The 26,038-nt window shown below is 64.1% G+C and carries 26 protein-coding genes; 16 read left to right on the forward strand and 10 right to left on the reverse strand.

All coding sequences use genetic code 11. From position 1 onward, the window contains the following. Nucleotides 1–50 precede the first annotated feature (50 nt). Together Q5H92_RS04890 and Q5H92_RS26620 are read right to left on the reverse strand one after the other, a co-directional pair. Complete coding sequence (locus Q5H92_RS04890; protein WP_305010374.1) at nt 51–338, reverse strand: DoxX family membrane protein; 288 nt, start codon at nt 336–338, stop codon at nt 51–53. Nucleotides 339–356: 18 nt separating this feature from the next. Next, complete coding sequence (locus tag Q5H92_RS26620; RefSeq protein ID WP_369811116.1) at nt 357–476, reverse strand: DoxX family membrane protein; 120 nt, start codon at nt 474–476, stop codon at nt 357–359. Between the two features lie 122 nt (nt 477–598). On the opposite strand from Q5H92_RS26620, the gene surE reads away from it, so the two are divergent. Further along, nucleotides 599–1,459, forward strand: a complete 861-nt coding sequence (gene surE, locus Q5H92_RS04895) for a 5'/3'-nucleotidase SurE (RefSeq protein WP_305010375.1) — start codon at nt 599–601, stop codon at nt 1,457–1,459. Nucleotides 1,460–1,683: 224 nt separating this feature from the next. On the opposite strand, the gene Q5H92_RS04900 is transcribed toward surE, so the two are convergent. The 3 genes from Q5H92_RS04900 to Q5H92_RS04910 form a co-directional block, all read right to left on the reverse strand. Continuing rightward, complete coding sequence (locus Q5H92_RS04900; protein WP_305010376.1) at nt 1,684–1,905, reverse strand: hypothetical protein; 222 nt, start codon at nt 1,903–1,905, stop codon at nt 1,684–1,686. Between the two features lie 36 nt (nt 1,906–1,941). After that, a complete protein-coding gene (locus Q5H92_RS04905; RefSeq protein ID WP_305010377.1) occupies nt 1,942–3,321 on the reverse strand; it encodes a sensor histidine kinase in 1,380 nt (459 codons plus the stop codon). 179 nt (nt 3,322–3,500) lie between these two features. Then, nucleotides 3,501–4,181: a response regulator transcription factor gene (locus Q5H92_RS04910; protein ID WP_305010378.1), complete on the reverse strand. Its 681-nt coding sequence runs from the start codon at nt 4,179–4,181 to the stop codon at nt 3,501–3,503. A 154-nt stretch (nt 4,182–4,335) separates the two neighbouring features. On the opposite strand from Q5H92_RS04910, the gene Q5H92_RS04915 reads away from it, so the two are divergent. The 10 genes from Q5H92_RS04915 to Q5H92_RS04960 all read left to right on the forward strand — a co-directional run bounded on the left by Q5H92_RS04915 (nt 4,336) and on the right by Q5H92_RS04960 (nt 17,332). Beyond that, a complete protein-coding gene (locus Q5H92_RS04915) occupies nt 4,336–4,986 on the forward strand; it encodes a phosphoglycerate mutase family protein (RefSeq protein ID WP_305010379.1) in 651 nt (216 codons plus the stop codon). 38 nt (nt 4,987–5,024) lie between these two features. Continuing rightward, a complete protein-coding gene (locus tag Q5H92_RS04920) occupies nt 5,025–5,219 on the forward strand; it encodes a hypothetical protein (RefSeq protein ID WP_305010380.1) in 195 nt (64 codons plus the stop codon). A 116-nt stretch (nt 5,220–5,335) separates the two neighbouring features. Further along, the gene (locus Q5H92_RS04925) at nt 5,336–6,772 is read left to right on the forward strand and encodes a M28 family peptidase (protein ID WP_305010381.1); all 1,437 of its coding nucleotides are present in this window, start codon (nt 5,336–5,338) and stop codon (nt 6,770–6,772) included. 54 nt (nt 6,773–6,826) lie between these two features. After that, nucleotides 6,827–8,638, forward strand: coding sequence for a S8 family serine peptidase (locus Q5H92_RS04930; RefSeq protein WP_305010382.1), 1,812 nt, complete (start codon nt 6,827–6,829; stop codon nt 8,636–8,638). After that, nucleotides 8,635–9,408 (forward strand): hypothetical protein, encoded by a 774-nt coding sequence (locus Q5H92_RS04935; RefSeq protein ID WP_305010383.1) that lies wholly within the window; start codon nt 8,635–8,637, stop codon nt 9,406–9,408. The genes Q5H92_RS04930 and Q5H92_RS04935 overlap by 4 nt, the downstream gene beginning before the upstream one ends. Before the next feature lie 152 nt (nt 9,409–9,560). After that, nucleotides 9,561–10,181 (forward strand): hypothetical protein, encoded by a 621-nt coding sequence (locus Q5H92_RS04940; RefSeq protein ID WP_305010384.1) that lies wholly within the window; start codon nt 9,561–9,563, stop codon nt 10,179–10,181. Nucleotides 10,182–10,252: 71 nt separating this feature from the next. After that, entirely contained in the window at nt 10,253–10,855 is a 603-nt protein-coding gene (locus Q5H92_RS04945) for a DUF4920 domain-containing protein (protein WP_305010385.1), read from the forward strand. A gap of 152 nt (nt 10,856–11,007) precedes the next feature. Then, nucleotides 11,008–13,110, forward strand: a complete 2,103-nt coding sequence (ligA, locus tag Q5H92_RS04950) for an NAD-dependent DNA ligase LigA (protein ID WP_305010386.1) — start codon at nt 11,008–11,010, stop codon at nt 13,108–13,110. Nucleotides 13,111–13,367: 257 nt separating this feature from the next. Further along, on the forward strand, nt 13,368–15,545 hold the full coding sequence (locus Q5H92_RS04955; protein WP_305010387.1) for a glycoside hydrolase family 43 protein: 2,178 nt from the start codon (nt 13,368–13,370) through the stop codon (nt 15,543–15,545). Between the two features lie 122 nt (nt 15,546–15,667). After that, entirely contained in the window at nt 15,668–17,332 is a 1,665-nt protein-coding gene (locus tag Q5H92_RS04960) for an alpha-L-fucosidase (protein WP_305010388.1), read from the forward strand. Between the two features lies 1 nt (nt 17,333). On the opposite strand, the gene Q5H92_RS04965 is transcribed toward Q5H92_RS04960, so the two are convergent. Together Q5H92_RS04965 and Q5H92_RS04970 are read right to left on the reverse strand one after the other, a co-directional pair. After that, nucleotides 17,334–17,699: a hypothetical protein gene (locus Q5H92_RS04965; protein WP_305010389.1), complete on the reverse strand. Its 366-nt coding sequence runs from the start codon at nt 17,697–17,699 to the stop codon at nt 17,334–17,336. Nucleotides 17,700–17,704: 5 nt separating this feature from the next. Beyond that, complete coding sequence (locus tag Q5H92_RS04970) at nt 17,705–18,640, reverse strand: polysaccharide deacetylase family protein (protein WP_305010390.1); 936 nt, start codon at nt 18,638–18,640, stop codon at nt 17,705–17,707. A 131-nt stretch (nt 18,641–18,771) separates the two neighbouring features. Between Q5H92_RS04970 and dapA the strand changes: the two genes are divergently transcribed. Further along, entirely contained in the window at nt 18,772–19,656 is an 885-nt protein-coding gene (gene dapA, locus Q5H92_RS04975; protein WP_305010391.1) for a 4-hydroxy-tetrahydrodipicolinate synthase, read from the forward strand. A 139-nt stretch (nt 19,657–19,795) separates the two neighbouring features. Here dapA and Q5H92_RS04980 read toward each other — a convergent pair whose 3' ends face one another. The 3 genes from Q5H92_RS04980 to Q5H92_RS04990 all read right to left on the reverse strand — a co-directional run bounded on the left by Q5H92_RS04980 (nt 19,796) and on the right by Q5H92_RS04990 (nt 22,999). After that, nucleotides 19,796–21,043, reverse strand: a complete 1,248-nt coding sequence (locus Q5H92_RS04980) for an O-antigen ligase family protein (RefSeq protein ID WP_305010392.1) — start codon at nt 21,041–21,043, stop codon at nt 19,796–19,798. 210 nt (nt 21,044–21,253) lie between these two features. Beyond that, nucleotides 21,254–22,000 (reverse strand): (Fe-S)-binding protein, encoded by a 747-nt coding sequence (locus tag Q5H92_RS04985; protein WP_305010393.1) that lies wholly within the window; start codon nt 21,998–22,000, stop codon nt 21,254–21,256. 147 nt (nt 22,001–22,147) lie between these two features. Then, nucleotides 22,148–22,999 (reverse strand): hydroxymethylglutaryl-CoA lyase, encoded by an 852-nt coding sequence (locus tag Q5H92_RS04990; protein WP_305010394.1) that lies wholly within the window; start codon nt 22,997–22,999, stop codon nt 22,148–22,150. Nucleotides 23,000–23,116: 117 nt separating this feature from the next. Between Q5H92_RS04990 and Q5H92_RS04995 the strand changes: the two genes are divergently transcribed. The 4 genes from Q5H92_RS04995 (at nt 23,117) to Q5H92_RS05010 (ending at nt 25,910) form a co-directional block, all read left to right on the forward strand. Beyond that, nucleotides 23,117–24,487 (forward strand): M23 family metallopeptidase, encoded by a 1,371-nt coding sequence (locus tag Q5H92_RS04995; protein ID WP_305010395.1) that lies wholly within the window; start codon nt 23,117–23,119, stop codon nt 24,485–24,487. 109 nt (nt 24,488–24,596) lie between these two features. Beyond that, nucleotides 24,597–24,842, forward strand: coding sequence for a hypothetical protein (locus tag Q5H92_RS05000; RefSeq protein ID WP_305010396.1), 246 nt, complete (start codon nt 24,597–24,599; stop codon nt 24,840–24,842). After that, nucleotides 24,835–25,173 carry a hypothetical protein gene (locus Q5H92_RS05005; RefSeq protein WP_305010397.1) on the forward strand — a complete coding sequence of 113 codons (339 nt, stop codon included), beginning with the start codon at nt 24,835–24,837 and terminating at the stop codon, nt 25,171–25,173. Before Q5H92_RS05000 ends, Q5H92_RS05005 begins: the two co-directional genes overlap by 8 nt. Before the next feature lie 83 nt (nt 25,174–25,256). Beyond that, complete coding sequence (locus Q5H92_RS05010; protein ID WP_305010398.1) at nt 25,257–25,910, forward strand: cytochrome c oxidase subunit 3; 654 nt, start codon at nt 25,257–25,259, stop codon at nt 25,908–25,910. Nucleotides 25,911–26,038: the final 128 nt, after the last annotated feature.

The raw sequence follows: 26,038 nt of genomic DNA on the forward strand, positions 1-26,038 counted from the left end.
TGGCCCGCCACGCCACTGCCGCCACCGCTGGCCCCACCGGTCCGGCCAATCTACCGCACCCGCCCCCCAAACAGCTTCTCGTCGAGGCTGTAGCGCCCCGGTCCCACCAGCAGCAACCCGGCAAAAAGCAGCGCCGATTCCAGCGCGTGGGCGTAGCCGTCGAAGCCGTCGCCGCCGCTCAGGTGCATCACCGTGGCCATGAGCATGGTAAAGAGCAGGGCCGGCACGGCCAGACGCCACAGAAGCCCCAGCGCCAGCAGCGCCCCGCCGCCAAACTCGGCCAGGGCCGCCAGCAGCCCCCAGAACGCGGGCGCGAAGTTCAGCCCCACCTTGGCCATCACGCCGCCAATTTCGGCTCACATCGCGGGGCCGCCCGTCAGCTTGGGGTAGCCGTGCAGCATAAACATGAGGCCGATGCCCACGCGGATAATGAGCAGGCCAAAGTCGTGAGCGGGGTAGCGGTTGGTGAAAAACATGCGAATTGAAGTGAGGGGTGAAGCCTGTCGCAAACAACGAAGCTGGACCGTAAACAAAAACCACCCGCCCCGGCGGCCCGTTACCTTCGCAGCCGGTCTTTTTCCAACCGCCCCATCTTCTCATGGCAGTATCCCGCCCCCTTATTCTGGTTTCCAACGACGACGGCATCACCGCCCCCGGCATCCGCTGCCTGGTTGAAATCGTGCACGGGCTCGGCGCCGAAGTCGTGGTCGTCGCCCCCGATTCGCCGCAGTCGGGCATGGGCCACGCCATCACCATCGGCCACCCCATGCGCCTCACCGAAAACCCGATTTTCGGTCCCGACGTGCAAGCCTACGAGTGCTCCGGCACGCCCGCCGACTGCGTGAAAATCGCCAAGCATTACGTGCTCAAAGACCGCACGCCTGACTTGGTGGTGTCCGGCATCAACCACGGCTCCAACTCGTCGGTCAACGTGCTGTATTCCGGCACCATGTCGGCGGCCATCGAGGCGGCCATTGAAGGACTGCCCGCTGTGGGCTTCTCGCTGTGCGACTACGGCCCCAAGGCCGATTTCTCGCACGCGGCCGAGTGGGTGCGTCAGGTGTGTGAGCATGCCCTGGCCCACGGCGTGCCCGCCGGCACGGCCCTGAACGTAAACATCCCCAAGAAGTCCGACACGCCCATTGCCGGCCTGCGCCTGGCCCGGCAGGCCCGCGCCAAGTGGCAGGAGGAGTTCGACCGCCGCCTCGACCCCTACCAGCGTCCTTACTTCTGGCTGCGTGGCGAGTTCGTGAACTTCGACCACGGCACCGACACCGACGAATGGGCCCTGGCCCACAACTATGTGTCCGTAGTGCCCTGCCAGTTCGACCTCACCGCCGCCCACGGCCTGGCCCACCTCAGTCAGCAGTGGCAGCTGCCCCTGCCCGAAGCCGGCACAGTAGCCGCGCCGCCCCAGCCGGTAGCCCCCGAAGACTACGGCGTGGCCAATGAGCACTAACGCCGCTACTTGATTTGATTCCAATAAAAAAAGCCTCAGTAATTACATACTGAGGCTTTTTTTATTGGAGTCATTCGGAAAGTCACCCAACCCGGCAGCGCGTCATGTCGAGCTTGCCGAGACATCTCGCGTGGGGTAGTAACTCAATTTTGGAAACGGTTTTAATTACTTCAGCACGCGAGATGTCTCGGCTGCGCTCGACATGACGGTTTGAATGACCGTTGCTAGCGGCCCTTCGCCATGCTGCGCTGCGCGGAGGGCTTGGGCAAGGTCCGAACCAGTTTTACCGGGGGCAATACGTCTGGCGCTTTACGCACCACCACGGGCGCCACCAGCGTGTCCGGGTCCGGGTCGGCGCTGTGGTGCAGGGCTGCCACCTCGGTGCCCACCGCTACCACCAGCACCAGCAGCAGGACCGTTACGAGAAATTTGAGAAGATTACGCACGGGAGTTTCGATTACACCCGAAAGTTATTTCCGACCCTATGAAGACGGCATGAAACCGGCCGTCGGGCTCGCATTCGGCCCAAAATCCAGCACGAAGGCCGTGCCCTGGCCCACCACCGATTCGGCCCGCAGCGTGGCGCCGTGGAAGCCGGCAATGGTCTGGGCAATGGGCAGGCCCAGGCCGTAGCCCTCCGGCGAGCCCGGCGCGTTGGAATTGAAGCGCCGGAACCGGTCGAACAGGTACGGAATGTTTTCGGCCGCAATGCCCGGGCCCGTGTCTTCCACCCGCAGCGTGTAGCTGCCGCCGGGCGCCGGCCGGCCCAGCACCCGGATGCGGCCGCCCTCGTGGTTGTATTTGATGGCGTTCGAGAGCAGGTTGCGCAGCAGCGTGTGCATCAGGCTGGCGTTGGCGTGGGGGCGCACGTCGGGCCCGGTCAGGTCCACTTCCAGGTCAATATCGCGCTGCTGGCGGCGGTCGTCGAGCTCTTCGGCCACGTCGGCCACCACTTCCGAGAGGCGCACCGATTCTTCGCGCAGGTACTGCTCGTTTTCGATGTTGGCGATGAGCAGCAGGGTCCGCACGGTATTGCGCAGGCGGTGCAGGGTCCGCTGCGATTCTACAATCTGCTGGGCGTGGGCTTCGGGCAGGGTAGGGTCCTGCAGCATGTTCTCGAAGCGCGACTGCAGGATGCTGACGGGCGTGAGCAGCTCGTGGCTCACGTTGCTCATAAACTCCCGTTCCTTGGCAAAGGCCGACTGCACCTGCCGCATCAGCGAATTCAGCCGGTCATCGAGCCGTCGGAAGTCGGTGGTCTGCGTATCAATTACTTCAAAATTAAAGTCCGACGGCTGCCGGATGCCGCGCAGCTTGCGCACAATCAGCTCGCGCAGCGGCCCCAGCAGGTAGTGCGCCACCGCCGCGTCGCTCACCACCGTGAGCAGCGAGGCCGCCACCAGCACCCACAGCGCCAGCTGGCGCAGCGTAGCCGTGAGCAGCTCCACGGTTTCCAGCGACGAGCCTATTTCCAACCGGAAAGCGCGCTGGTGCAGCCCACCCGCCGGCAGCGCGAAACTCAGAATCCGGAAGTCCTCCACCTGCTGGTCGACCTGCCGGGGCTCCTCAAAAATGCGCTCCGGTGGCAGCGGCGCACCTTCGGGCAGGGGCGTAAGGGTGATGTATTCCTGCTTAAAAATGTTGTAGTCGGCGTAGGTTTCGGCCCGCTCGCCGCGCTCAAACGCCTGCAGGCCGTCGCGGGCAATGAGCGTTTGCACCAGCCGCTTCTTCTCACGCAGGTGCGAATCGGTGTGCGCCACGGCCACCTGCTGCACAATGGGCGGAATCACCAGCGCCCCCAGCAGCACCAGCAGCATCTTCGAAACGGCGTTGGAAATGGCAAGTTTGGCTTCGAGGCGCATGCGGTGGCGGGTTGGTGGGGGGGAGGATTGGTGGGATAGACGGACAAAAAAGAACGTCATGCTGAGCGCAGCCGAAACATCTCGCGTGCAATAGTAAATCCTGACGTTTGGATTACTACCACAAGCGAGATGCTTCGGCTGCGCTCAGCATGACGTTCTTTGAATTGAAAGCTGCCTGCCTATTCCGCCGCCCGGTACCCGATGCCGCGCACCGTTTCCAGAAAATCGGCCGGGCCGAACTGGGCCAGCTTCTTGCGCACGTTTTTGATGTGCACGTCGATGTAGTTCGAGTCGGAATCGTCTTCCAGCACGTTGCCCCACAGGTGCTCGCCCAACTGCAGACGCGTAAGCACCCGACCGCGGTGCAGCAGCAGGTAGTGCAGCAGGTCGAACTCCTTTTTGGTGAGGGGCACCTCCTGGCTGCCGTGCCGCACGATGCGGGCGTTGGGGTCCATGCTAAAGCCCTGGCCGAAGCTGATTTCGGGCCGCTTCAGGTTGAACTTGCGGCGCGTGATGGCCTGCATCCGGCTGGTGAGCTCCAGCAGCGAGAAGGGCTTGGGCAGGTAGTCGTCGGCCCCGAGGTCGAGGCCCCGAATCCGGTCATCGAGCGCGCCGCGGGCGGTGAGGATGATGAAGCTGGCCTCCTGGTTTTCGTTGAGGCGGGCTTCTTTGAGCAAATCCAGGCCGTCGCCGCCGGGCAGGCCCAGGTCCAGCAGCACGAAGTCGTAGCTGCTCACGTACAGTTTTTCGGAGGCTTCGGCGTACGTATAGGCCGAGTCGACCAAATATTGGGCCTGGAGCAGAAACTGGCGCATTTCCTGGTGCAGGCTTTTTTCGTCTTCGATGAGCAGAACGTGCATGGGACGGGGTTGGGGGCAATGGTTGAGGTAAGCGGATGCAACTTACGGCACGGCTGCCTGAAGGCCGCATGAAGCCAACACGGGCGGCGGTTTCAGGTTTGTGGTGTAATTTGCTGGGGCAACTTCACCGCATTTCGACTTCTTCCTGCTTGTTATGACCACACGCCTATCCCTGTCTACATTCCTTGTCGTGGCGCTGGCTGCCTTGGGCAACCTGTTGACCCCTGGTTCGGCCCTGGCGCAAACCAACGCCTCATCTTCCAAAACCAAGGTCAAGCCCATCGTGACCACCGTTTACATCGTGCGCCACGCCGAAAAAGATTCGACCTCCGACGCGGCCGACCCTACGCTCTCGCCCTTGGGCCAGGCGCGCGCCTTGGCCCTGCGCCAGACGCTGGAGAAGCGCCACCCCAGCGCCCTTTTCACCACCGATACCAAGCGCACCCGCGCCACGCTGGAGCCCCTGGCCGGCGCCCTCAAGCTGGAGCCGCAGGTGTATGACCCGCGCCGTGGGCGCGACCTCGCCGACCGGGTGCTGAAGGATTACGCCGGCAAATCGGTGGTCATCGTGGGCCATTCCAACACCATCTTGTCGCTCATTGACGATTTCGGCGCCATTCCGCCCGTCGAGGAAATCGGCGAAAACGAATACGAGTACCTGTTCACGGTGCTCACCGCCGAGGGCATGCAGCCCATCGTGGAAACCCGCGGCTACGGCGCCGAGCGCAAAACAAAGACCAAGGTGAAAGTGAAATCTGACGCCACTGCCAAGGGCATGACGGCCCCGGCTGCGCCACAGAAATAAGCCTCGCGGCGCAACTCGGCTGGGGCACAGCGCAGCATTTGCTGCTACTGGTCAGCTTGTCGGGGGTGCCCGTTAGTGCTACAATGGCCCAGCGGCCCGGTGCATCCAGCGCCGGGCCGCTGTTGCTTGTGGGCAAGCATCGTTTCCGCGGCACCCTGGGCACTGAGCACGTCACCGTCGAGCTGTCCATCGGCCAGGAGGGCTACGAAACAGACGCGCCGCTGAGCTGCTGACCCTGCTCAACCCCGATTCGGCGGTGGCCCGCATGCTGCGCGAGCGGGGCCTGTGGCGGGCCCTGGATTGACGCCGGCCGGGGCGCATTTAGGTAAAAGTTGCGTTCTTCGTGGTTATGCGCCCATCCTTATCCCTTCTGCTGGCTGCCGGCCTGCTGCTCACGGCCTCCTCCGGCCAGGCCCAGGTTCGTAGAAAAGCCAAAGCCCCTGCCGCCACACCCGCCGTTGCCCCGGCGGTAGCCGCCGCGCCCGTGTCGGATTCGGTGGCCCTGCGCAAAATCTTCGACGAAGCCCTGCTGCGCGGCGAGAGCTACGACAACCTGCGCTACCTCACCAACAACATTGGCGGGCGGCTTGCGGGCTCGCCGCAGGCCCAGATGGCGGTGGAATGGGGCAAGGCCACCATGGAAAAAGCCGGTTTCGACCGCGTGTACCTGCAGGAGGTGATGGTGCCGCACTGGGTGCGTGGCGGCCGGGAAAAGGGCGAAATCGTGGGCAATAAGGACAAGGGCATCAAGGTGCCGGTGTGCGCGCTGGGCGGCTCGGTGAGCACGGGCGGCAAGCTCAAGGCCGGTGTGGTGGAAGTGCATAGCTTCGACGAGCTGCAAAAGCTGCCCGATGCCGCTGTGAAAGGCAAATTCGTGTTCTTCAACCGCCCTTTCAACGACGCCCTCATCGAGCCCGGCGCGGCCTACGGTGGGGCCGTGGACCAGCGCGCCATGGGAGCTGCCGAAGCGGCCAAGCGCGGTGCCGTGGGGGCCTTGGTCCGCTCCATGAGCAGCGCCCGCGACGACAACCCCCACACCGGCACCATGCGGCCCGCCACCATTCCTGGCGCCGCCATCAGCACAAATGGGGCCGACAAGCTCAGCCAGCTGCTCAAGGCCAACCCCGAGCTGCAGTTTGAGCTGGAAATGGAGTGCGTTACGCTGCCCGATGAAAAAAGCTACAACGTGGTGGGTGAAATCAAGGGCAGCAAATTCCCGCAGGAAATCATCACCGTGGGCGGCCACCTCGATTCCTGGGACCTCGCCCAGGGCGCCCACGACGACGGCACCGGCTGCGTGCAAAGCATCGAAGCCCTGCGCCTGCTGCGCGCCGCCGGCTTCAAGCCCGAGCGCACCCTCCGGGCGGTGCTTTTCATGAACGAGGAAAACGGCAACCGCGGCGGCACCGAGTACGCCCGCCTGGCCGCCCAGAACCAGGAAACCCACGTCGCGGCCATCGAGTCGGACGGTGGCGGCTTCACGCCCCGCGGCTTCGGCCTGGAATCCGACGCGGCCACGCTGGCCAAAGTGGCCAAGTGGTCCCTGCTGTTCAAGCCCTACAACGCCGACGACATCACGGCCGGCCACGGCGGTACCGACATCGGGCCCCTCAAAGAAGCCGTGCACCCCAAGGCCCTGATTGGCTACAAGTGTGATTCGCAGCGCTACTTCGACATCCACCACACCGCCGCCGACACCTTCGACAAGGTGAACCGCCGCGAGCTGGAGCTGGGCGGCGCCAGCATGGCCTCGCTGATTTATCTGCTGAGCAAGTACGGACTGTAAGTGGTTGATATTAAACAGGCGATAGGCGCACAGAAACGCAGGCTGCTGAGCGGCTTGCTGTGCCTGTGGCTGCTGGGGCCGGCCGCCGCCCAGCCTAATCCGGCCGCGCACCCGGCGGAGCAGCCAACCCGCTACTGGATTACGCTCAGTGATAAAACCGGGGTCGAATTCAACCCCGGACGATACTTCGCACCGGAGGCCCGGGCCCGCCGGCAGCGCCAGCACCTGCCCGCTTTTGAAGCGTCTGATTTGCCTGTGCGGGCCGATTACGTGGCCGCCATTCGGGCGCGGGTCGATACCGTGACGCTGGTCAGCCGCTGGTTCAATGCGGTGGCGTGTCGAGCCACGGCGGCCCAGGCGGCGGCGTTGCGGCGCCTGCCGGGCGTGCGCGCCGTGGCGGCGTGGCCGTACCGGGAGGTACAGGTGGCGGCGCATGCACCTGCTAGTAAAGAGCCACAACCTGACAACGAGCCACGACAGCCACTGCTGCCGCACAAGCCGCTGTCGCCGAATGATTTCCTGCTGGCGCGCCGCCAGACGGCCCACCTCGACGGTCCCGCGCTGCGCGCCGCCGGTCTGGAAGGGCAGGGGCTGCGCATTGCCGTGTTCGATGTGGGCTTCAAAGGTCTGCCCACGCACCCGGCTTTTCGGGAGCTGGTGGCGGGCAAGCGCATCGTGGCCATGCATGACTTCCTGCGTAATACCGACAACGTCTTTATCGGCGGTAGCCACGGCACCGAGGTAATGGGCTGTCTGGCGGGCCGGCTGCCCGGCGGACCGGGCGATGTGCCCGGCCCCTGCCTGGGCTTAGCGCCCGCCGCCGAATACCTGCTGGCCCGCACCGAGCAGCTGCACCGGGAGCGGTATGCCGAGGAAGAAGCCTGGCTGGCCGCCGTGGAATGGGCCGACCGCCTCGGGGCCGACATCATCAACTCCTCGCTGGCCTACACTGAGCAGCGCTACTTTCCGGAGCAGATGGACGGCCGCCACAGCCTCATTGCCCGCGCCGCCAACCTGGCCGCCCGCAAGGGCCTGCTGGTGGTGAGTGCCGCTGGCAACGACGGCGACGACGACTGGGTCCGCATCGGCACGCCCGCCGATGCCGATTCGGTGCTGGCCATTGGCGGCCTCGACCCCGAAACCGGCCTACACGTCGATTTCAGCTCCTACGGCCCCACCGCCGACCGCCGGCCCAAGCCCAACCTGGCCGCCTTCGGCATCGTGCTCACCACCACTACGGATGACTACGAGCGACTGGAAGGTACCTCGTTCTCGTCGCCGCTGGTGGCAGGTTTTGCCGCATGCCTGTGGCAGAAAAACCGGCAGCTCACGGCCATGCAGCTGTTTCAGGCCCTGGAAAAATCGGCCGACCTGTACCCCTATTTCGATTACGCGCACGGCTTTGGCAGGCCCCGGCTGGCGCATTTTGCGCTGCCCGCACCAACGGCCGCGCTGGTGCCGACGTTCGATTTTGTGCCCCACGACAGTTTGGTTGCCGTTGTGATTCGGCCCGAAGCAGCCCTGCGGCCGGCCGAGATGCTGCCCTTGGTGGCCGAGCAAAGCGGCGCCGTGCTGCCCAGCCTCACCCCGCCGGAAGAAGCCAAACCGGCCAACGACAACTCGGTGCCGCGCGTGGGCCACGAGCAGCCGGTGGCGCCCGGCAGCGCCCCGCTCAACCCGCTGCCCGAGCCTAACTACCCGGCCTACCTCTACTGGAACCTGGCCGACCACCGGGGCGTGTTGCGCCGCTACGAAGCTCACGCCGTGACGCAGCGCTTGGTGGTGCAGGTGCCGCGCCGGTTGCTACGCGGCGGCGATGTGTTGCGGGTGCATTTCAAAGGCTATACCGGCACGTATTCGGAATGAAGAAGGACGTCTTGCAATTGATTTGGGCCGGGGCCAGCCGGCACGCGGGCAGCTCTGAAACCCGGCGTCTGTTTGCCTTGGTGGCTCTGACTTTCCTGGCAGGTGCGCCACTGGTGCAGGCCCAGCAAGTGCTGGTGCAGGCCAACGTGGCCAACGACACTATCAAAACCACTTTCGGCCCCAACCGGCGCTACTTTGGCCACGCCTATTTTGGCTACGGACTGTTGGCCGGCCCGGCCGGCCGGGGGGCCGAGGTGCGCACGGGCCTGGCGTCGGCGGAGCTGCGGGGCGGGGGGCGCTTCAAGGTGCGCTTCACCCAAAACGTGGCCCTGAACCTGGATTTGGGCTACGCCTTCCAGCATTGTGAACTGGACCAAACCGATTACAAGGTGGTGCCCACGCCCACCCGGCACCGGGCAGAAGGCCTGAACCTGCACCAGCTGTACTCGGAAGTCAGCCTGCGGCTGAACGCCGGCCGGCGCGGCAACTCCGTGGGCAGCTACCTCGATTTGATAGCCGGCGGCGGCTGGGTGGCCCGCACTACGCACAGCACCGAAGATGAGCCCGCGCCCGGCATCGGCTCCGTCGAAACAACGGAGGTGGGCCTGCCGTACCTGCGGCGCTGGACCGGGAACGCGGGCGCCCGGCTGGGCTTCGACCGCTATGCCCTGACGGCCCGCTACCGCCTCACGCCCGCGTTTGGCCCGGCCTACGCAGCTTGGCCGGAGCTGCCCCGCTGGGCGCTGGGGGTTGAAATCGGTTTGTTCTGATATTGCGGTGAGCGCGGGGTAAACCCAATGGTTTCAGTATTTCGTAAAAATACTGCTGCTGGAAGGCACTGCCCACGCTGGCAGATGGCGACAGCCTCCTTATCCTCCCTTACCTTCGTGCGCCCGGCCACACTCCGCGCCGGGCATTACCCATGAAAACATTCCCCCTTAAACAAACCGCTGGATGGGTGCTGGCCGCCGGGCTGGCGTTGCAGTTCACTTCGTGCGTGAGCACGGAGCGCGAAGTCAGCAGTTCGACTGTCGACCCCCGTGCCACTTATACGCCGCCGCCCGCCGGTTCCCGCACCCGCGTGAGCAGCAAAACCGTGCTTAATACGGTGAGCACGGCACACACTTTCTCGGATCCCGCCACCAAGGACAATTTCGTGCTGGAGTTGCGCGGCCCCCGCGTTCTCACGGCCCAGGCCCATCTTATTGTGACCGACAGCAAGGGCGACACCCTGCGCCACGAGGTGATGCCCGCCCGCGCCCTGCTCAGCGAAAAAGCCCTCAGCGACCCGCAAGCCTCCAGCGTGCGCGACCAGGAAATTGCCATTCTGCAGGGCATGAACGCCTTTTTTGCCGATGCGCATTTCATGCAGCCCGCCGTGCCGGCCGGCACCGAGCAGCCCGCCGAAATGGACACCAACACCTGGGCCGCCCTCCGCGCCGACCCCACCGCCGTGGGCTTCGACTACACGGGCGCTGGCGGCGCCGAGCGCCGCATCACCTACGCCCGCAAGCTGCGTAAGGCGGTTGTTATTAACCAATAACGCACTTCGATTCGGCTTTTGTTAAGTCTGGCCGCAGGTAGTGCTTGCTTCAAAAAAACACCCTTTTCCTCATGAAATTCCTGATTTCCTTCGCCGTTGTCCTCGTGCTGATACTGGCGTATTTCCGCTTCTTCCCGTCGGCTCCCATCAACCCGGTGCTGCCCGTGCCCCAGGGCCAGGAGGAAGTGAATGGCCATAACGCCGAGGTGCCCAAGGGCGCCACCGAGGACGAAGAAGCCGGCGAAGAGGGCCACTCCGGTGCCAGCATCGCGCCGGTAGCCCCGGGCCAGACCTACGGCGCGGCCGTCACGCCCGACGGCGCCCTGCCCATGACGGCCCTGCCCACCGCCCTCGGCACCCGCGACTCGGCCCAGGTGAAGCTGGTTGGCAAGGCCTCGGCTGTGTGCCAAGCCAAAGGATGCTGGATGACGCTTCCCACCGCCGACGGCAAGGAAATGCGCGTGCGCTTCAAGGATTACGCATTTTTTGTGCCCAAAGACCTCAGCGGCCACGACGTAGTGGTGAGCGGCTGGGCCCATCGCACCACCACCACCGTGGCCGACCAGCAGCACTACCTGCGCGATGCCGGCAAGTCGGAAAAGGAGATTGCTGCCATCACCCAGCCCAAAGAAGAAGTGAGTTTTCTGGCCGACGGCGTGCTGGTACAGAACTAAGCACTGACAAGAATTAGAAAAAGTAGAACGTCATGCTGAGCGTAGTCGAAGCATCTCTACCGCAATAGTAATTAGTTACTTACCCGGTAGAGATGCTTCGACTACGCTCAGCATGACGTTCTTTCGTTGAAACCGCTTTGCATTCTCTTCCAATGCCCGATACACCTGCCATCCAGCAACGCATGCTGGCCCTCACCGAGCGGCTGCACCACCTCAACCACCAGTACTACCAGCTCGATACTTCCGAAGTATCGGACCAGGAGTTTGACGCCCTGCTGGCCGAGCTGCAGCAGCTCGAAGCCGAGCACCCCGACCTGGCCCAGCCCAACTCGCCCACCCGGCGCGTGGGCGGTACCATCACCAAGCAGTTTCCCACGGCGGCGCACCGCTTCCCCATGCTCAGCCTGGGCAATACCTATTCCGAAGACGACCTGCGGGAGTTCGACGAGCGGGTGCAAAAGGGTCTAGAAGGCGCGCCCTACAGCTATGTGTGCGAGCTGAAAATTGACGGCGTGGCCATGAGCCTGAGCTACGAGCACGGCCAACTCACGCAGGGCGTGACCCGCGGCGACGGCACCCGCGGCGATGTGGTGACGGCCAACGTGCGCACCATCAAAACCCTGCCGCTGGCCCTGCGCCCCGGCCCCGACCAGCCCCAGGATTTTGAGGTGCGCGGCGAGGTGTTTCTGCCGCTGCCGGTGTTTGACGAGCTGAACGCCGAGCGTGAGCAGAACGGCGAGGCCTTGCTGGCCAACCCGCGCAACGCCGCCAGCGGCACCCTCAAGCTGCAGGATTCCAGCCAGGTAGCGGCCCGCAAACTGCGCTTTTATGCCTACTCGCTGCTCACGCCGGGCCGCCACTTCCCCAGCCACAGCGCGGCCTTGGAAGCCTTGACGCGCTACGGCTTGCCGGTTTCGGACACCTGGCGGCGGGCGTCCAACATTGAAGAAGTGCTGGATTTTGTGCACTACTGGGCTAAGAAGCGCTTCGAGCTGCCCGTAGCTACTGATGGCATCGTCATTAAAGTAGACGACCTGCGGCAGCAGGACCAACTGGGCTACACGGCCAAAAGCCCGCGCTGGGCTATTGCCTACAAGTACCCCGCCGAGGCTGCCCGCACCCGCCTCAACGAGGTGCTATACAACGTGGGCCGCACCGGCGCCGTGACGCCGGTGGCCCTGCTCACGCCCGTGCCGCTGGCCGGCACCGTGGTGAAGCGCGCCACCCTGCACAACGCCAACCAGATAGAGCTGCTCGACCTGCGCCTCGGCGACACCGTTTATGTGGAAAAAGGCGGCGAAATCATCCCCAAAATCACCGGCGTCGACCTGAGCGCCCGCCCCGCTGATGCGGTGCCCATTAAGTACCCCACCGAGTGCCCAGCTTGCGGCACGCCGCTGGTACGGCCCGAGGGCGAGGCCCACTTCCGCTGCCCCAACGAGCGCGGCTGCGGCCCGCAGCTCAAAGCCCGGCTGGAGCATTACGTGTCGCGCAAGGCGCTGAATATAGACGGCTTGGGCGCCGAAACGGTGGGTCGCTTCTTCGAGTTGGGAATTGTGCGCACCCCCGCCGATATATACGATCTGCCGGCCCGCCGGCCGGAGTTGGTGACGCTGGAACGCCTGGGCCAGAAGAGCATCGACAACCTGATTGCCGGGATTGAGGCCAGCAAGCAGGTACCGTTTCCGCGCGTGCTGTTTGGGCTGGGCATTCGCTACGTGGGCGAAACCGTGGCCCAGAAGCTGGCCGCGCATTACCGTAGCATCGACGCGCTGATGGCAGCTTCGGCTGAAGAAATGGCGGCTGTGCCGGAGGTGGGCGGCGTGATTGCCGTGGCCGCCGCGCACTGGTTTCAGCAGCCCGAAAACCGCGAGCTGATTGAACGCTTGCGCACGGCCGGCGTGCAGCTGGCCGTGACCGGCGAGGCGCCTGTACCGGCTTCAGACCGGCTGGCGGGGCTCACCTTCGTGATTTCGGGCGTGTTTGAAAACCACAGCCGCGACGAGTTGCAGCAGCTCATCATTTCCAACGGGGGCAAAATCACGGGCTCCATCAGCAAGAAGCTGAGCTACCTGGTGGCCGGCGACAACATGGGCCCCGCCAAGCGCGAAAAGGCGCTGGGTTTTAAAGTGCCCATCATCTCGGAAAGCGAGCTGATGGCCCTGCTGCCAGCGGCCGATGAGGCCGGGGCTGCTGAAGCCGCTATTGCCCCGGGCCCGGCGGCAGGGCTGGGGGAGCAGGGCACGTTGTTTTAAGCTTAATTGGGAGCAATTGAAGCCGACTTACCACTTCAATTGCCCTCAAAATGACGCATTGACTATTTTATCCCCCTAGTAAGCTTAAATAATACGCCTCATTGGCCGGCGTGCTCGACTACTTTTGGGTTGTTATCGGTGCCTAACAATTGTGGGATTGGCTAGCGCTGCGGCCGGAGTTTGTCGGTGAGGACAGGCTCCGGCCTTTGTGCTTCATTGGGTTCTGGTTAGGTGTTATTCAACCTTTCAATACAGCCATGCATAAGGTGTTAAGTGCGCTTTTCTTTATTGGGAACGGGGGCCGTTTTGCCGCGCTTTGGGCTAGTTTGCTGATGGGGCTGGCGGCTGGCGCGAAGCCGCTCCAAAAGGTGCAGCCCAGCGCCTACCTCTTCGCCTACTTCACCGGCAACGACAAGGCTGAGGAAGCCATTCGCTTCGCCCTCAGCCCCGATGGCTACCACTACACGGCCCTGAACGGCAACCGGCCAGTGGTGAGTTCGGCCGCCATCAGCGAGACGGGCGGCGTGCGCGACCCGCATATTCTGCGCGGAGCCGACGGCAAAACCTTCTACATGGTGGCTACCGACATGGTGTCGGCCAAGGGCTGGAACTCGAACCGGGGCATGGTGCTGATGCAGTCCAACGACTTGATTAACTGGAAGTCGAGCGCCGTCAATTTTCAGAAGCGCTACGCCGGTCAGGACAACCTGAAACGGGTGTGGGCGCCCCAAACCATCTACGACGCCAAGGCGGGTAAGTATCTGGTGTACTTCTCGCTGCAATACGGCTCGGAGCCCGACAAAATCTACTACGCCTACGCCAACAAGGACTTTACTGACCTGGAAGGCGAGCCGAAGCAGCTGTTTTTCTCGCTCACCAATGGCTCGTGCATCGACGGAGACATAGTGGCCCGGGACGGCAGGTTTTACCTTTTCTTCAAGACCGAAGGCCAGGGCAACGGCATCAAAATCGCCGTATCGGACCAATTGACTAGCGGCTACGTGCTGCGCGATAAATACGTGCAGCAAACCAGCAGCCCGGTGGAGGGCGCCGGTACTTTCAAGCTGAACAACTCCAACGACTACGTGCTGATGTACGACCTGTACACCAGCGGCAAGTACCAGTTCACGCGCACCCCCGACCTGGAGCACTTCACGGTGGTGGACCAGGAGGTGAGCATGAATTTCCACCCGCGCCACGGCACGGTGCTGCCCATCACGGCCGCCGAGGCCACGCGCCTGGCCGCCCGCTGGCTGACGCCCTCCGACGTGCTGCTGACGGCCGCCAACCCCGCCCTGCGCAAGCTCAATACTGTGGTGGACAGCGCCGCCGGCAAGGTGGCTTTCCTGGCGCTGCCGGGCACCAGCCTGCAAGCGTTTGACTTGAAAATCAGCAACCCCGCGCTGCCCGTGACACCCAGTGGCCCACAAAACTTCACCAAAGGCCCCGTGACCTACACGGTGGGGCAGGGGGCCGCCCAGCGCCGCTACCGGGTGAGCGTGGCCGAAACCCACAACCCCGCCCTGCCCGGCTACTTTGCCGACCCCGACATTCTGTACTCGCAGAAAACCGGCCGGTTTTATCTCTACCCGACTTCCGACGGGTTCACCAACTGGTCAGGCACTTACTTCAAGGCGTTTTCGTCGTCGGATTTGGTGAATTGGAAGGACGAGGGCGTGATTCTGGACCTGCCCAAAGACGTGAGCTGGGCCAAGAAAAGCGCTTGGGCCCCCACCATCCTCGAACAGAAAACGGCCGGCGGCTACCGCTATGCCTACTATTTCTGCGCGGGCGCTAAAATCGGCGTTGCCTTATCCGACAGCCCCACCGGGCCATTCAAGGACTCGGGCCAGCCCTTACTCGACAAGCTGCCCGAGGGCGTAAAGGGCGGCCAGCAGATTGACCCCGCCGCCTTCCGCGACCCGCAAACCGGCAAGCTTTACCTGTATTGGGGCAATGGCTACATGGCCGGGGCCGAGCTGAACGACGACCTGACGAGTCTCAAACCCGGCACTACCCGCGTGATGACGCCCGACGGGACCTTCCGCGAGGGCGCCTACGCCTTTTTCCGCAACGGCAAATACTACTTTATGTGGAGCGAGGACGACACGCGCAGCCCCAACTATCAGGTGCGCTACGGCACCGCTGATTCGCCGCTGGGCCCGATTACGGTACCGGCCAGCAACTCGGTTATCGCCAAAGACCCGGCGGCCGGCATCTACGGCACCGGCCACAACTCGGTCATCCAGGTGCCGGGGCGCGACGAATGGTACCTGGTGTACCATCGTTTCACCTATCCGCGCGGCATCGGCATGGGCAAGGCGGCCGGCTTCAACCGCGAAGTGTGCATCGATAAGCTAGAGTTTAACCCCGACGGCAGCATCCGGCCGGTGGTGCCCACGCACGCGGGCATTCGGCCGGTAAAGCTGAAATAAACTCTAAGCGAGTGGACTGGGAACGTAAGTGTTGACATGGTTTAGTATTGTAAATCAGGTGTATACATCGATAATCAGCTATTAAAATTTGCATTTAAAGGCTCAGGTCCACTCTTGATTCTATGAACCGCAGAACCCTGCTCAAGAACCTCGCCCTGGCTGCTCCCGCGGCCTGGCTGCCCGGCGTGGTGGCCGGCCTCAACTGGAGTCCGCTGGCGCCCGCGCCCGAGCGCATGGCCGCCGGCCCGTTTCAGCCCACTTGGGAATCGTTGCAGCAATACCAGACGCCGGAGTGGTTTCGCGACGCCAAGTTTGGCCTCTGGGCGCACTGGGGGCCGCAGTGCCAGCCCGAGCACGGCGACTGGTACGCCCGCGGCATGTACCAGGAAGGCAGCGACCAATACAACTTCCACGTCAAGAAATACGGCCACCCGTCCAAGTTCGGCTTCAAAGACGTCATCAACGAGTGGAAAGCCGAGGAGTGGAACCCCGACGAGCTGCTGGCCCTCTACAAAAAAGCCGGCGCCAAATACTTCGTGGCCCTGGCCAACCACCACGACAACTTCGACCTCTACAACTCCAAGCACCAACCCTGGAACTCCACTCGGCTGGGCCCGAAAAAAGACCTCATCGGCGGCTGGGCCAAGGCCACCAAAAAGCAGGGCCTGCGCTTCGGGGTGAGCGTGCACGCCGCCCACGCCTGGAGCTGGTTCGAGCCCAGCCAGCGGGCCGACAAGGCCGGGCCGCTGGCCGGCGTGCCCTACGATGGCCGCCTCACGGCGGCCACCGGCCCCGGCACTTGGTGGCAGGGCTACGACCCCCAGGCCCTCTACGCCCAAAACCACCCGCTCAGCGAGAACAGCCAGGATAACGGCGCCATTCACCGGCAGTGGGACTGGGGCAACGGCGCCGCCAAGCCCAGCGCCGAATATTGCGAAAAGTTCTTCAACCGCACCGCCGAGCTGATTAACAAGTACGAACCCGACCTCATCTATTACGATGATACCGCGCTGCCGCTGTGGCCGGTGAACGACGTTGGCCTGCGCCTGGCCGCCCACTTCTACAATACCAGCATGAAGCGCCACGGCGGCCGCAACGAGGCCGTGATAAACGGCAAAATCCTGACGGAGCAGCAGCGCCAGTGCATGGTCTGGGACATCGAGCGCGGCCAGAGCAACCAGATTGAGCCGCTGCCCTGGCAAACCTGCACCTGCCTGGGCCAGTGGCACTACGACCGCCGCATCTACGACCGCCACGGCTACAAAAGCGCCCAAACCGTGGTGCACACCCTCATCGACGTGGTAAGTAAAAACGGCAACCTGCTGCTGAGTGTGCCCGTGCGCGGCAACGGCAGCATCGACGAGCAGGAGCGGGCCGTGGTCGAAGGAATCGCCACCTGGATGCAGGCCAACGGCGAGAGCATATACGGCACCCGCCCCTGGAAAATCTTCGGCGAAGGCCCCGCCCAGGCCAACGCCGCCAAGCTCAGTGCCCAAGGCTTCAACGAAGGCAAGGGCAAAGCCTTTGGCGCCCAAGATATTCGCTTCGCCACCAAAGGCGACGTGCTCTACGCCACCGCCCTGGGCTGGCCGGCCGATGGGCAGCTGCTCATCACTTCCCTGGCGGCCGGCAACGCCCTGCGCCCCCAGCCGGTGCGCCGCGTCGAGCTACTGGGCCACGCAGGCGGCGCACTGGCGTTCGAGGCTATGGCCGAGGGCCTGCGCATCGCGCTGCCGGCCCAGGCGCCGGCGGCGGGGCTGGCGTATGCGTTTAAAATAACAGGTTGATTCAATGCAGGTTGGTGCGAAATTTGGAATAGGCAATACCAATTGCCACTGCTGTCAATAGCATAAAGAGTAACAGGGTGCCCAAGGTGACAGTAGCAGCGCGTCGGTGGCTGCCCCGCAAAGCCCGGATGCCGGTGACCAGCAGCGCCGTAAACAGAAAAAAGGGCAGTGTGGCTTCAAAGACACCCAATATGAAATAGGTGTTGTGCATCTGAATCTCGAGTGGGCTGGCCCAGAACAACCGGTAACCCAGCGGACCTGCAAGCCCAAGCAATGCCCCGACCAACAGATACGAAAAAGCCCAGCTGCCAAGCAGCCAGGCTATTTCTGTAGCAAACGGTTTTGCGAAACGCCCGCTTGAATTCATGCAGCCTAAAAGCTCTGCACGATGTTGTTGCGCAGCGTCTTGGGCGACCAGTAGCCGCTGGCGATGATGCGGCGGATGGTGAACATCGGGTCCTGCTGGTCGCGCTTCTCGGCCAGCGAGAAGGCGGCCACGAAACCGCGCTTTTTCAGCTCGGGGAAGGCCTGCGGGTTCCAGAGGCCGAAGGGGTAGGCGAAGTACACGATTTTCTTGCCCGTGATTTCCTCCAGCGTTTTGGTGGGCTTGTCGATTTGGGTTTCCCAGTCCTTGCCCTGGTATTTCTTCACGTTGTGGTGGTCCCAAGTGTGCGAGCCGATGACGTTGCCCTCGTCGGAAAGCTGCTTCACCTGGGCCTTGCTCATGTAGCGCGGGCGGCCGAGGCTCACGGTCATCACGAAGTACATGGCCTTATAGTTGTACTGCGCCAGCGTGGGCCGGGCCACCGTGAACTGGTCGAGGTCCGTGTCGTCAAACGTGAGCATGATGGGCTTGCTCGGCAGCTTGGCGCCGGTGGTCATGTAGGCGTAGAGCTGGTCGGGCGAGATGGTGTGGTAGCCCGAGTCGGCCAGCATTTTAATCTGGGCCTTGAACGCGGCAATGGGCACGATGTAATCTTTGGCGCCTTTAGAATCGCGAGCCGTCCAGTCCCGAATCTGGTGGTAGCAGAGGATGGGCACCTGCGGGCGGGCCAAGATGCCGGCCGCATCGCCGGCCTTGGCGGCCGAAATGGTGCTGGGGTCTGGGGCGGGCGTGGCGTTGGCCTCGTCGGCGGCAATGGCTTTGGTGCCGGAGGTTTCGGCGGCGGCCGGGTCGGTGGCGTTAGCGGTGTCGGCTTTTTCGAGGGTGGCGGCGCTGGTGCCGGTTTCGCCGGTGGTGGCGGTTTTGGTGTCGCAGGCGGCCAGCGCGAGGGCGGCCAGCAGGAGGGAAGCAGAAGTGAATTTCATGGAAACTAGGCTGCGTCGCACGCATCCGCCGGCACGGGCGGGGAAAAAACGGGGGTTGCCGCCGGCATTGGCGGGCCGGGCGCGTGCGACGCGCCCCTACCTTTGCACAAAACTACTTCCCAATGCCCGGCATGACCAACACAAATTCCCGCCTTCCGCGCTTTCACGGCACCGGCGTGGCCCTCATCACGCCCTTCACGCCCAAATTCGCCGTGGACTACGACGGCTGGCGCCGCCTGCTGGATTTCTGCATCGAAGGCGGGGTCGATTACCTCGTGGTGAACGGCACCACTGGCGAGTCGCCCACCACCACGGCCGCCGAAAAAGCCGAGCTGCTGCGCGTGGCCAAGGAGCACGTGGCCGGCCGCGTGCCGCTGGTATACGGCATTGGCAGCAACAACACGGCCGAGGCCGTGGAGCTGTTTCGCAGCACGGATTTGGAGGGCGTGGCCGCCGTGCTCTCGGCCAGCCCGGCCTACAACAAGCCCAGCCAGGCCGGCCTGGTGGCCCACTACCAGCGCCTGGCCGACGCCAGCCCCGTGCCCCTCATCCTCTACAACGTGCCCGGTCGCACGGCTTCCAACATCACCGCCGAAACCACCCTGCGCCTCGCGCACCACCCCAACATCATCGGCATCAAGGAAGCCAGCGGCCTCGTGGAGCAGTGCCTCGCCATCGCCGCCAACAAACCCCAGGATTTCCTGCTGCTTTCGGGCGACGACATGCTCACGCCCGCCCTCATCGCCTGCGGCGGCGAAGGCATCATCTCGGTGCTGGCTAACGCTTTCCCCAAGCGCTTCGCTGATATGACCCGCGCCGCCCTGGCCGGCGACTTCGCCGCCGCCCGCGCCGGCCTCTTCCGCCTGCTGCCCCTCAATCCGCTCATGTATGAGGAAAGCAACCCCGTAGGCGTGAAAGCGGCCCTCGAAGCCCTGGGCGTGTGCGGCGCGGCCGTGCGCCTGCCGCTGCTCGAAGCCACCGAAGGACTGAAAGAGCGGATTCGGAAGGCGCTGTAATAGCTGTTCCTGTCAACTGGCCGATGTAGAGACGCGACACTTCGCGTCTAGTCGTTGCTGATGTTGTTTAGCCTGCGCAGTTGTGGCTAGTTCGGCGCGGGTTCTACTGTTCAACGACGAGACGCAAAGTGTTGCGTCTCTACATCGTTTCGGAACTCGCCCGGCGCTCGGCCGCCACAATCAGAAAGCCGTAGCCGAAGACGAAGAAATTCAGCCCCGTTTGCAGGTCGAATACGGCATCGACCAGCATGGTGGTGGCCTGGGCCAGCAGGAAAAAGCCGATGGCTGGATGGCGCTGCGCCCAGGGCTTGGCCAGCGGCCAGAACAGCAGCACCAGCAGCAGCGCGAAGCCCAGCAGCCCGCCGCCCAGCAGGGTGCTCAGGTACTGGTTGTGCACCTCCACGCGGTTGGCCGGGCGCAGGCCGAAGTCGTGCCAGGCGTACTGGCGTAGCATGGCGGCGTGGGTATCGGCGGGGCCCACGCCCAGCAGCCAGTGCTCGTTGATGATGTTGGTGGCGGTTTCGATGGCGGCCAGGCGGCGGGCCAGCGAGTAGTCGTTCATGTCCTGCTTAAGGGTGTATTTCTGCACATCCCAAATCGAGGATTTCACTCGTTCCTGCACCGAGGGCAGCACTTTGTAGGCCACCAGCGGCCCCAGCGCCAGCAGCACCAGCACGCCCGCGCCCAGCGCCCAGTGCCGCCGCCCCAGCAGCCGCAGCGCCACCGCCAGCAAGCCCACGTAAAACACCAGCAGCCCCGTCCGATACGCCAGCACGTGCAGCGTGAGCGCCGCCGCCACGGCCGCCGCCAGCAGCGCCGCACGCAGCACCGGCCCCGCCAGCGCGTCGCGCCGCAGCAGCAGGCCCCAGAAAAAAGCCAGCGCCAGCATCAGCCCGAAGGAAATGTGAAAAACGTGCGTGATGGCCGGCACGTTCTGGCCGATGCGAATGGCTTCGTTGGCCGAGGCCGGGTCGAGCAAATAATTGCCCAGCGTAGCCAGGCCCACGGCCGCCGTGGCCAGCACAAACGTGCTGCCCACGGCCAGGCGCTGCCACCCGGCCAGCGGTACCGCCACCGCAAACGCCAGCGGCACCCCCAACCACACCAGGCTGCGGAAAAGCTCGTGCTGCCACACCGGCCACTCGCTGGTATAGAGCCCGCTCAGCAGCAGGAAGCCGACCATGGCAGCCGCTCGCATGGCCGAGCCGTTGCGGAAATAGCTGCGCCAGTCGCGCCGCAACTCCGGATTGGCCAGGGCGGCTACCACACCCACGATGGGCGCAATGGCCACCAACGCCCGCGAGGAAAGCAGCCCCGCGATGCCCGCCAGGCAGGCCAGCAGCAGCAGGTATTGGGAAAGTCGGCCGGAGAGGTAGTGTTGAAGCAATGGGAGGAGTATTGAAGCTATTTAGGAAGTCGCCCGAACGTCATGCAGAGCGCAGCGAAGCATCTTTACCGCGCAACGTAATTATTTACTCTCGTGGTAAAGATGCTTCGCTGTGCTCTGCATGACGTTCTTTTTGTGTTCGAATACAAGGCAAACTGAACCCTAATAACGGCATGACCGCCGCTACGCCGTATGCCGCCCCGCGAAATCTTACCAGCCGCTGGCCAACACATCGGCCACGTGCAGGCACTTGAGCAGCAGCTTTTCGCGCTTGATGTAGGCTTCCAAGTGCATGAGGCAGCTCACGTCGGTGCTCACGAGGTAGTCGGCGCCGGTGTCGAGGGCGTGCTCCACTTTCTGCTGGGCCATGGCTACCGAAATAGCTTCAAACTTCACCGCAAATGTGCCGCCGAAGCCGCAGCAGGTGGTGGTTTCGGCCATTTCGAGGCGCTCCAGCCCCGCCACGCCGTCGAGCAGTTGGCGCGGCTGCGGCCGGATGCCGCACTCGCGCAGGGCCGAGCAGGAGTCGTGGTAGGTGTATTTGCCCGCCAGCCGGGCGCCCGGCACGGCCGTAATGCCCAGCACATCGACCAGAAACTCGGTGAGTTCGTAGGTGCGGCCCTGCACGCCCCGGCAGGCCGCCAGCTCCGGCGTGCCGGCAAATAATTCGGAGTAGCTATTACGCACCATGCCCACGCAGGAGGCCGAGGGGCTGACCACGTAGCGCGCCGCGTCGGCGGCCGGCGCGGCAAAGTCGCTCAGAAACTTCCCGGCCACGGCGCGGCTCTGGTCGTGGTAGCCGGCGTTGTAGGCGGGCTGGCCGCAGCAGGTCTGGGCCGGGTTGTAGTTGACCGTGACGCCTACTTTTTCCAGCACCTTCACCATGTTCATCGCCGTAGCGGGGTAAAGCTGGTCGACGAAGCAGGGAATGAAAATATCGACGGTGGGTGTGGACATTACTGGGGAGGGTTTCGAAACAAAAGAAACTGACCGTCATGCGGAGCGCAGCGAAGCATCTTTACCGCACAACGCAATCCAATCATTAGGATTTGCTACTCTGCGGTAAAGATGCTTCGCTGCGCTCTGCATGACGGCCAATTTAAATTAGTGCCCGGCAAATATCGGCTGGCTAAGTGCCCGCGCCCGCCCAAACGCCTCCATATCCAGCCCTGTTTCCACGCCTTGCTCTCCCAGAAATGCCACCAGATTCTCCGTGGCCATGTTGCCGGTCAGCTCATCGGCCGCCATGGGGCAGCCGCCGAAGCCGCCAATGGCCCCATCAAAGCGGCGGCAGCCGGCCTCGTAGGCGGCGGCCACTTTTTCGCGCCAGGTGCCGGGCGTGGTGTGCAGATGCGCCCCGAATTCGATGTTGGGAAACGCCGGAATCAGCGCGGAGAAAAGCGGGACAATGGTGGCGGCCGAGGACGTACCCACCGTGTCGGAGAGCGCCACGATGCGGACGCCCAGCGCCGCCAGCTGCTGGGTGAAATTGGTCACGATTTCCGGGCTCCAGGCATCACTGTAGGGGTTGCCGAAGCCCATGGAGAGGTACACCACCAGCGTTTTGCCGGTGCGCTCGCACAGCGCGTGCATGGCGGCCACGTCGGCCAGGGCCTGGGCAGTGGTTTGGTTGGTGTTGCGCCGCTGGAAGGTTTCCGACACCGACAGCGGGAAGCCCAGGTAGCTGATTTCGGGGTGCTGGGCGGCGGTTTCGGCCCCGCGCTGGTTGGCCACGATGGCCAGCAGCTTGGTTTTGGAATTGGTTAAATCGAGCCCGGCCAGCACTTCGGCCGTGTCGCGCAGCTGCGGAATGGCTTTGGGCGACACGAACGAGCCGAAGTCCAGCGTATCGAAGCCAACCTGCAGCAGCGCGTTCAGATATTCGGTCTTGGTGGCGGTCGGAATAAAATCGTGCAAGCCCTGCATGGCGTCGCGGGGGCATTCAATGAGCTTCATGGGGTCAATATTGGGGTGGGAGGGGCCGTAAAGGTAGCAGCCTGCGAGAGGCGGCAATGCAGCCTTTACATCCGAACTAGCCCGCGCCCGGCATTGTTGGGAGGGATGCTTTCTAAAATGGATAGGAATTCCGCGCGGCCGTCTGCCCGGCCGCGCCTCGTGGTTTTGTACGCTTTATTCATGGTGAGCCTGCTGGCCCTCAGTGGCTGTAGCAAGCAGCAAACCCTGCAGGCCCTTTTCCAAAAATCAACCCCGCACGAGGCTTACGCCCGCCAGCTCCACCAGGCCGGCCTCGACCGCCGGCCCGCCGGGCGCGCCTGGCTCGGGGCCGCCGCCCAGGCCCTGCGCGACTCGCTGGTGGTGGCCCTGCCCTTCGCCGAAACCGGCTATTTCCGCCCCGAGCGGCCCGCGGCGGCCAGTTACCGCTACGCCGTGCGCGCCGGCGAGCAGGTCCACGTCAGCCTGGCCCTGGCGCCGGGCGTGAACGCCCGGGTATTTGTGGATGCATTTGCGGTGGAGCCGGGCCGGAATTTGCAGCCCATCAGCAGCGCCGATACGTTGGTGCTCGACTTCCGCTACCGGGCCGAAAACGACGGCCAGCACCTGCTGCGCCTGCAGCCCGAGCTACTGGCCGCCGGCCGCTACACCCTGCGCCTGAGCCGCGAGCCCAGCCTGAGCGTGTTCCCCGTGCAGGGCCGGACCGATGCGGCCGTGGGCAGCTTCTGGGGCGCCGCGCGCGATGCCGGGGCCCGGCAGCACGAGGGCATCGACATCTTCGCGCCACGTGGCACGCCCGCCGTGGCAGCCGTGGCTGGCACCGTCACCCGCACCGGCGAAACGCCGCTGGGTGGCCGCGTGGTGTGGCTGGCCGCCGACGGCCGCCCCGACCACCTTTACTACGCCCACCTCGACAAGCAGCTGGTGACAGCCGGCCAGCGCGTGCAACCCGGCGATACCCTGGGCCTGGTGGGCAATACCGGCAACGCCCGCACCACCGTGCCGCACCTGCACTTCGGCATCTACCGCGGCGGTCGGGGCGCCCTCGACCCCTTCCCGTTTGTGCAGCGCCCGGCCAAACCTGCGGCGGCCCCGACCGGCCCCGACCGCCGGGGCGAGTTGGTGCGGCTGCGGCGCGGCGCGGCCTTGCAGGCGGCTGCGAACCTGAAGCAAGGTCTGGCCGCCGGTGTGGCAAGTATTCCGCCCAAAATGCCGCTGCTGGTGGTGGGCCAGCAAGGCGCGGCGCTACGGGTGCAACTGCCATCGGGCGAAACCGGCTATGTGCCGGCGCAAGGCGTGGTAGGGGCGGCGGCCACGCCGTTGCGACGTGTCAACCTGCGCGCCGGGGCCGAGCTGCAGGCGCTGCCCACGGCCGCTGCGCCGGCCATTGGGGCGCTGGCGGCGGGCACGGCGGTGGCCGTGCTGGGCCAGGCCGATGCCTACAGCCTGCTGCGTGGCCCCAAGGGCGAAACCGGCTGGGCCATATTATAGACAACTCCGCAGGGCTGGTTTCGTTAAAAATGCAGGCCGTACTTTGCGGCCCTCCGGCGCGCGGCTTTCGTCCGGCGTCGGTTCCACTTTTCACGCATTCCACCCCATCATGGCTGATTCTTCTTCCAATTTCGCCGACATCGCGGCCTCCCTGCTCAACAAACTTTCGGGCGGCGTCGAGCTGAGCTGCGCCTTCGACCAGGTCGAGCTGCAAGTGCCCAACGCCCAGAACCCCAGCGCCCCCGCCGCCACCTGGAAGCTCAACGGCTCGGTCCGCATCCGCACGCGCGGCGACCAGACCGCCGCCCCGGCCGCCCCTCAACTCCCGGCTTCCCGCCCCGACGCCGGTGCCTAGTACCCTCGAAATCGATGCCCAGCTGGTCATCACCTGGAATGGCCACCCGCTGCAGCTGGCGGCTGCCGGCACTTACCTCATCCTGAACATTCCCAGCCAGCAGGTGCTCGACGAGCTCACCGCCGGCCCGCCCAAGGTGCCCGGCGCTCCCAAAGCCCCCAAGGCGCCGGGCCCCGACCCACTCCAGCAAATCAACGACCTAGCCCGGCAACTGGGTTGGGTGCTCGACCTGCGCGTGGGTGGCAAAACCTACGTCACATTTGGGGTGCAGCGCACGCCCAAAATCACGCTTAACGCCGTGCTGGGCAAGATTGGCTCGTTCTTCAAATAAGGCCGCCAGGGGAGGGGGAAATTCGGGCTTTTTGCAACTAATTTCCGCCCGGTTAGTTTTGGTACTACATCCCCTAGTACCCAATGAAAGCTGAAAACAACCCTGATAACCAAGTCGGTGCACGGCGGCGCCCGTCGCCGTTTGCCCGCATCGAGCGCCTGCCGCCCCTGGCGATGGTGCTCTACTTGGCGCTGCTGGCTATCACGGTCATGTTTTTCATTCTGATAGTGGCCTACGTAGCCGCCCGGTTGCGGAGCGGCGTGCCTACGGGGCTGCACTCATTGCCGCGTTATTTCTCGCTCAGCACCATTGTGTTAGTGCTCAGCAGCTATACCATGGCCCAGGCGCCCCGCCTCTACGGCCAGGACGACCTGGCGAGCCTGGCCCGCTGCCTGGGGGCCACCCTGCTGCTGGGCTGCGTATTTGCCGGCTTGCAGGTACTGGGCTGGCGCGAGCTGATGACGCACGGCACGCCCTTCAACGGCCCCGGCAGCCAAAGCAGCGGCCAGTTCATCTACCTGATTTCGGCGCTGCACGTGGCCCATTTGCTGGGCGGCATGCTGTTTCTACTGGCTTTCCTGTTGCGGGTCATCCACAACGAGCGCGATGCTGTGCGTACCCTCGTCTTCATCCGCAACCCTTACTACCGGCGCCAGCTGCGCCTGCTGGGCACCTACTGGCACTTCATCGACGTGCTGTGGGTGGTGCTGTTTGCGGTGTTCTTGTTTTTATATTAAGGCTTTGCGTTGCGAGAATCAAACCCAAAGCCCGTCAGGCTGAGCGCTGCCGAAGCATGTCTATCGCAGCAGTAATCAATTCAGTCGTCGGAATTAGTTGCGTGGTAGAGATGCTTCGGCGGCGCTCA

The organism is Hymenobacter mellowenesis (assembly GCF_030581005.1).
GTDB classification, from domain to species: domain Bacteria; phylum Bacteroidota; class Bacteroidia; order Cytophagales; family Hymenobacteraceae; genus Hymenobacter; species Hymenobacter mellowenesis.

Excerpts from the sequence above, each read along its gene's own strand:
- ligA (WP_305010386.1), top strand. The coding sequence starts at position 11,008 with ATGCCCGATACACCTGCCATCCAGCAACGCATGCTGGCCCTCACCGAG.
- Q5H92_RS05000 (WP_305010396.1), top strand. The coding sequence starts at position 24,597 with ATGGCTGATTCTTCTTCCAATTTCGCCGACATCGCGGCCTCCCTGCTC.
- Q5H92_RS04915 (WP_305010379.1), top strand. The coding sequence starts at position 4,336 with ATGACCACACGCCTATCCCTGTCTACATTCCTTGTCGTGGCGCTGGCT.
- Q5H92_RS04970 (WP_305010390.1), bottom strand. The coding sequence starts at position 18,640 with ATGAAATTCACTTCTGCTTCCCTCCTGCTGGCCGCCCTCGCGCTGGCC.
- Q5H92_RS04935 (WP_305010383.1), top strand. The coding sequence starts at position 8,635 with ATGAAGAAGGACGTCTTGCAATTGATTTGGGCCGGGGCCAGCCGGCAC.
- Q5H92_RS05010 (WP_305010398.1), top strand. The coding sequence starts at position 25,257 with ATGAAAGCTGAAAACAACCCTGATAACCAAGTCGGTGCACGGCGGCGC.
- surE (WP_305010375.1), top strand. The coding sequence starts at position 599 with ATGGCAGTATCCCGCCCCCTTATTCTGGTTTCCAACGACGACGGCATC.
- Q5H92_RS04890 (WP_305010374.1), bottom strand. The coding sequence starts at position 338 with ATGGCCAAGGTGGGGCTGAACTTCGCGCCCGCGTTCTGGGGGCTGCTG.
- Q5H92_RS04990 (WP_305010394.1), bottom strand. The coding sequence starts at position 22,999 with ATGAAGCTCATTGAATGCCCCCGCGACGCCATGCAGGGCTTGCACGAT.
- Q5H92_RS04955 (WP_305010387.1), top strand. The coding sequence starts at position 13,368 with ATGCATAAGGTGTTAAGTGCGCTTTTCTTTATTGGGAACGGGGGCCGT.
- Q5H92_RS04995 (WP_305010395.1), top strand. The coding sequence starts at position 23,117 with ATGGATAGGAATTCCGCGCGGCCGTCTGCCCGGCCGCGCCTCGTGGTT.
- Q5H92_RS04925 (WP_305010381.1), top strand. The coding sequence starts at position 5,336 with ATGCGCCCATCCTTATCCCTTCTGCTGGCTGCCGGCCTGCTGCTCACG.
- Q5H92_RS04905 (WP_305010377.1), bottom strand. The coding sequence starts at position 3,321 with ATGCGCCTCGAAGCCAAACTTGCCATTTCCAACGCCGTTTCGAAGATG.
- Q5H92_RS04965 (WP_305010389.1), bottom strand. The coding sequence starts at position 17,699 with ATGAATTCAAGCGGGCGTTTCGCAAAACCGTTTGCTACAGAAATAGCC.
- Q5H92_RS26620 (WP_369811116.1), bottom strand. The coding sequence starts at position 476 with ATGTTTTTCACCAACCGCTACCCCGCTCACGACTTTGGCCTGCTCATT.
- Q5H92_RS04940 (WP_305010384.1), top strand. The coding sequence starts at position 9,561 with ATGAAAACATTCCCCCTTAAACAAACCGCTGGATGGGTGCTGGCCGCC.
- Q5H92_RS04960 (WP_305010388.1), top strand. The coding sequence starts at position 15,668 with ATGAACCGCAGAACCCTGCTCAAGAACCTCGCCCTGGCTGCTCCCGCG.
- Q5H92_RS04910 (WP_305010378.1), bottom strand. The coding sequence starts at position 4,181 with ATGCACGTTCTGCTCATCGAAGACGAAAAAAGCCTGCACCAGGAAATG.
- Q5H92_RS04945 (WP_305010385.1), top strand. The coding sequence starts at position 10,253 with ATGAAATTCCTGATTTCCTTCGCCGTTGTCCTCGTGCTGATACTGGCG.
- dapA (WP_305010391.1), top strand. The coding sequence starts at position 18,772 with ATGACCAACACAAATTCCCGCCTTCCGCGCTTTCACGGCACCGGCGTG.
- Q5H92_RS04985 (WP_305010393.1), bottom strand. The coding sequence starts at position 22,000 with ATGTCCACACCCACCGTCGATATTTTCATTCCCTGCTTCGTCGACCAG.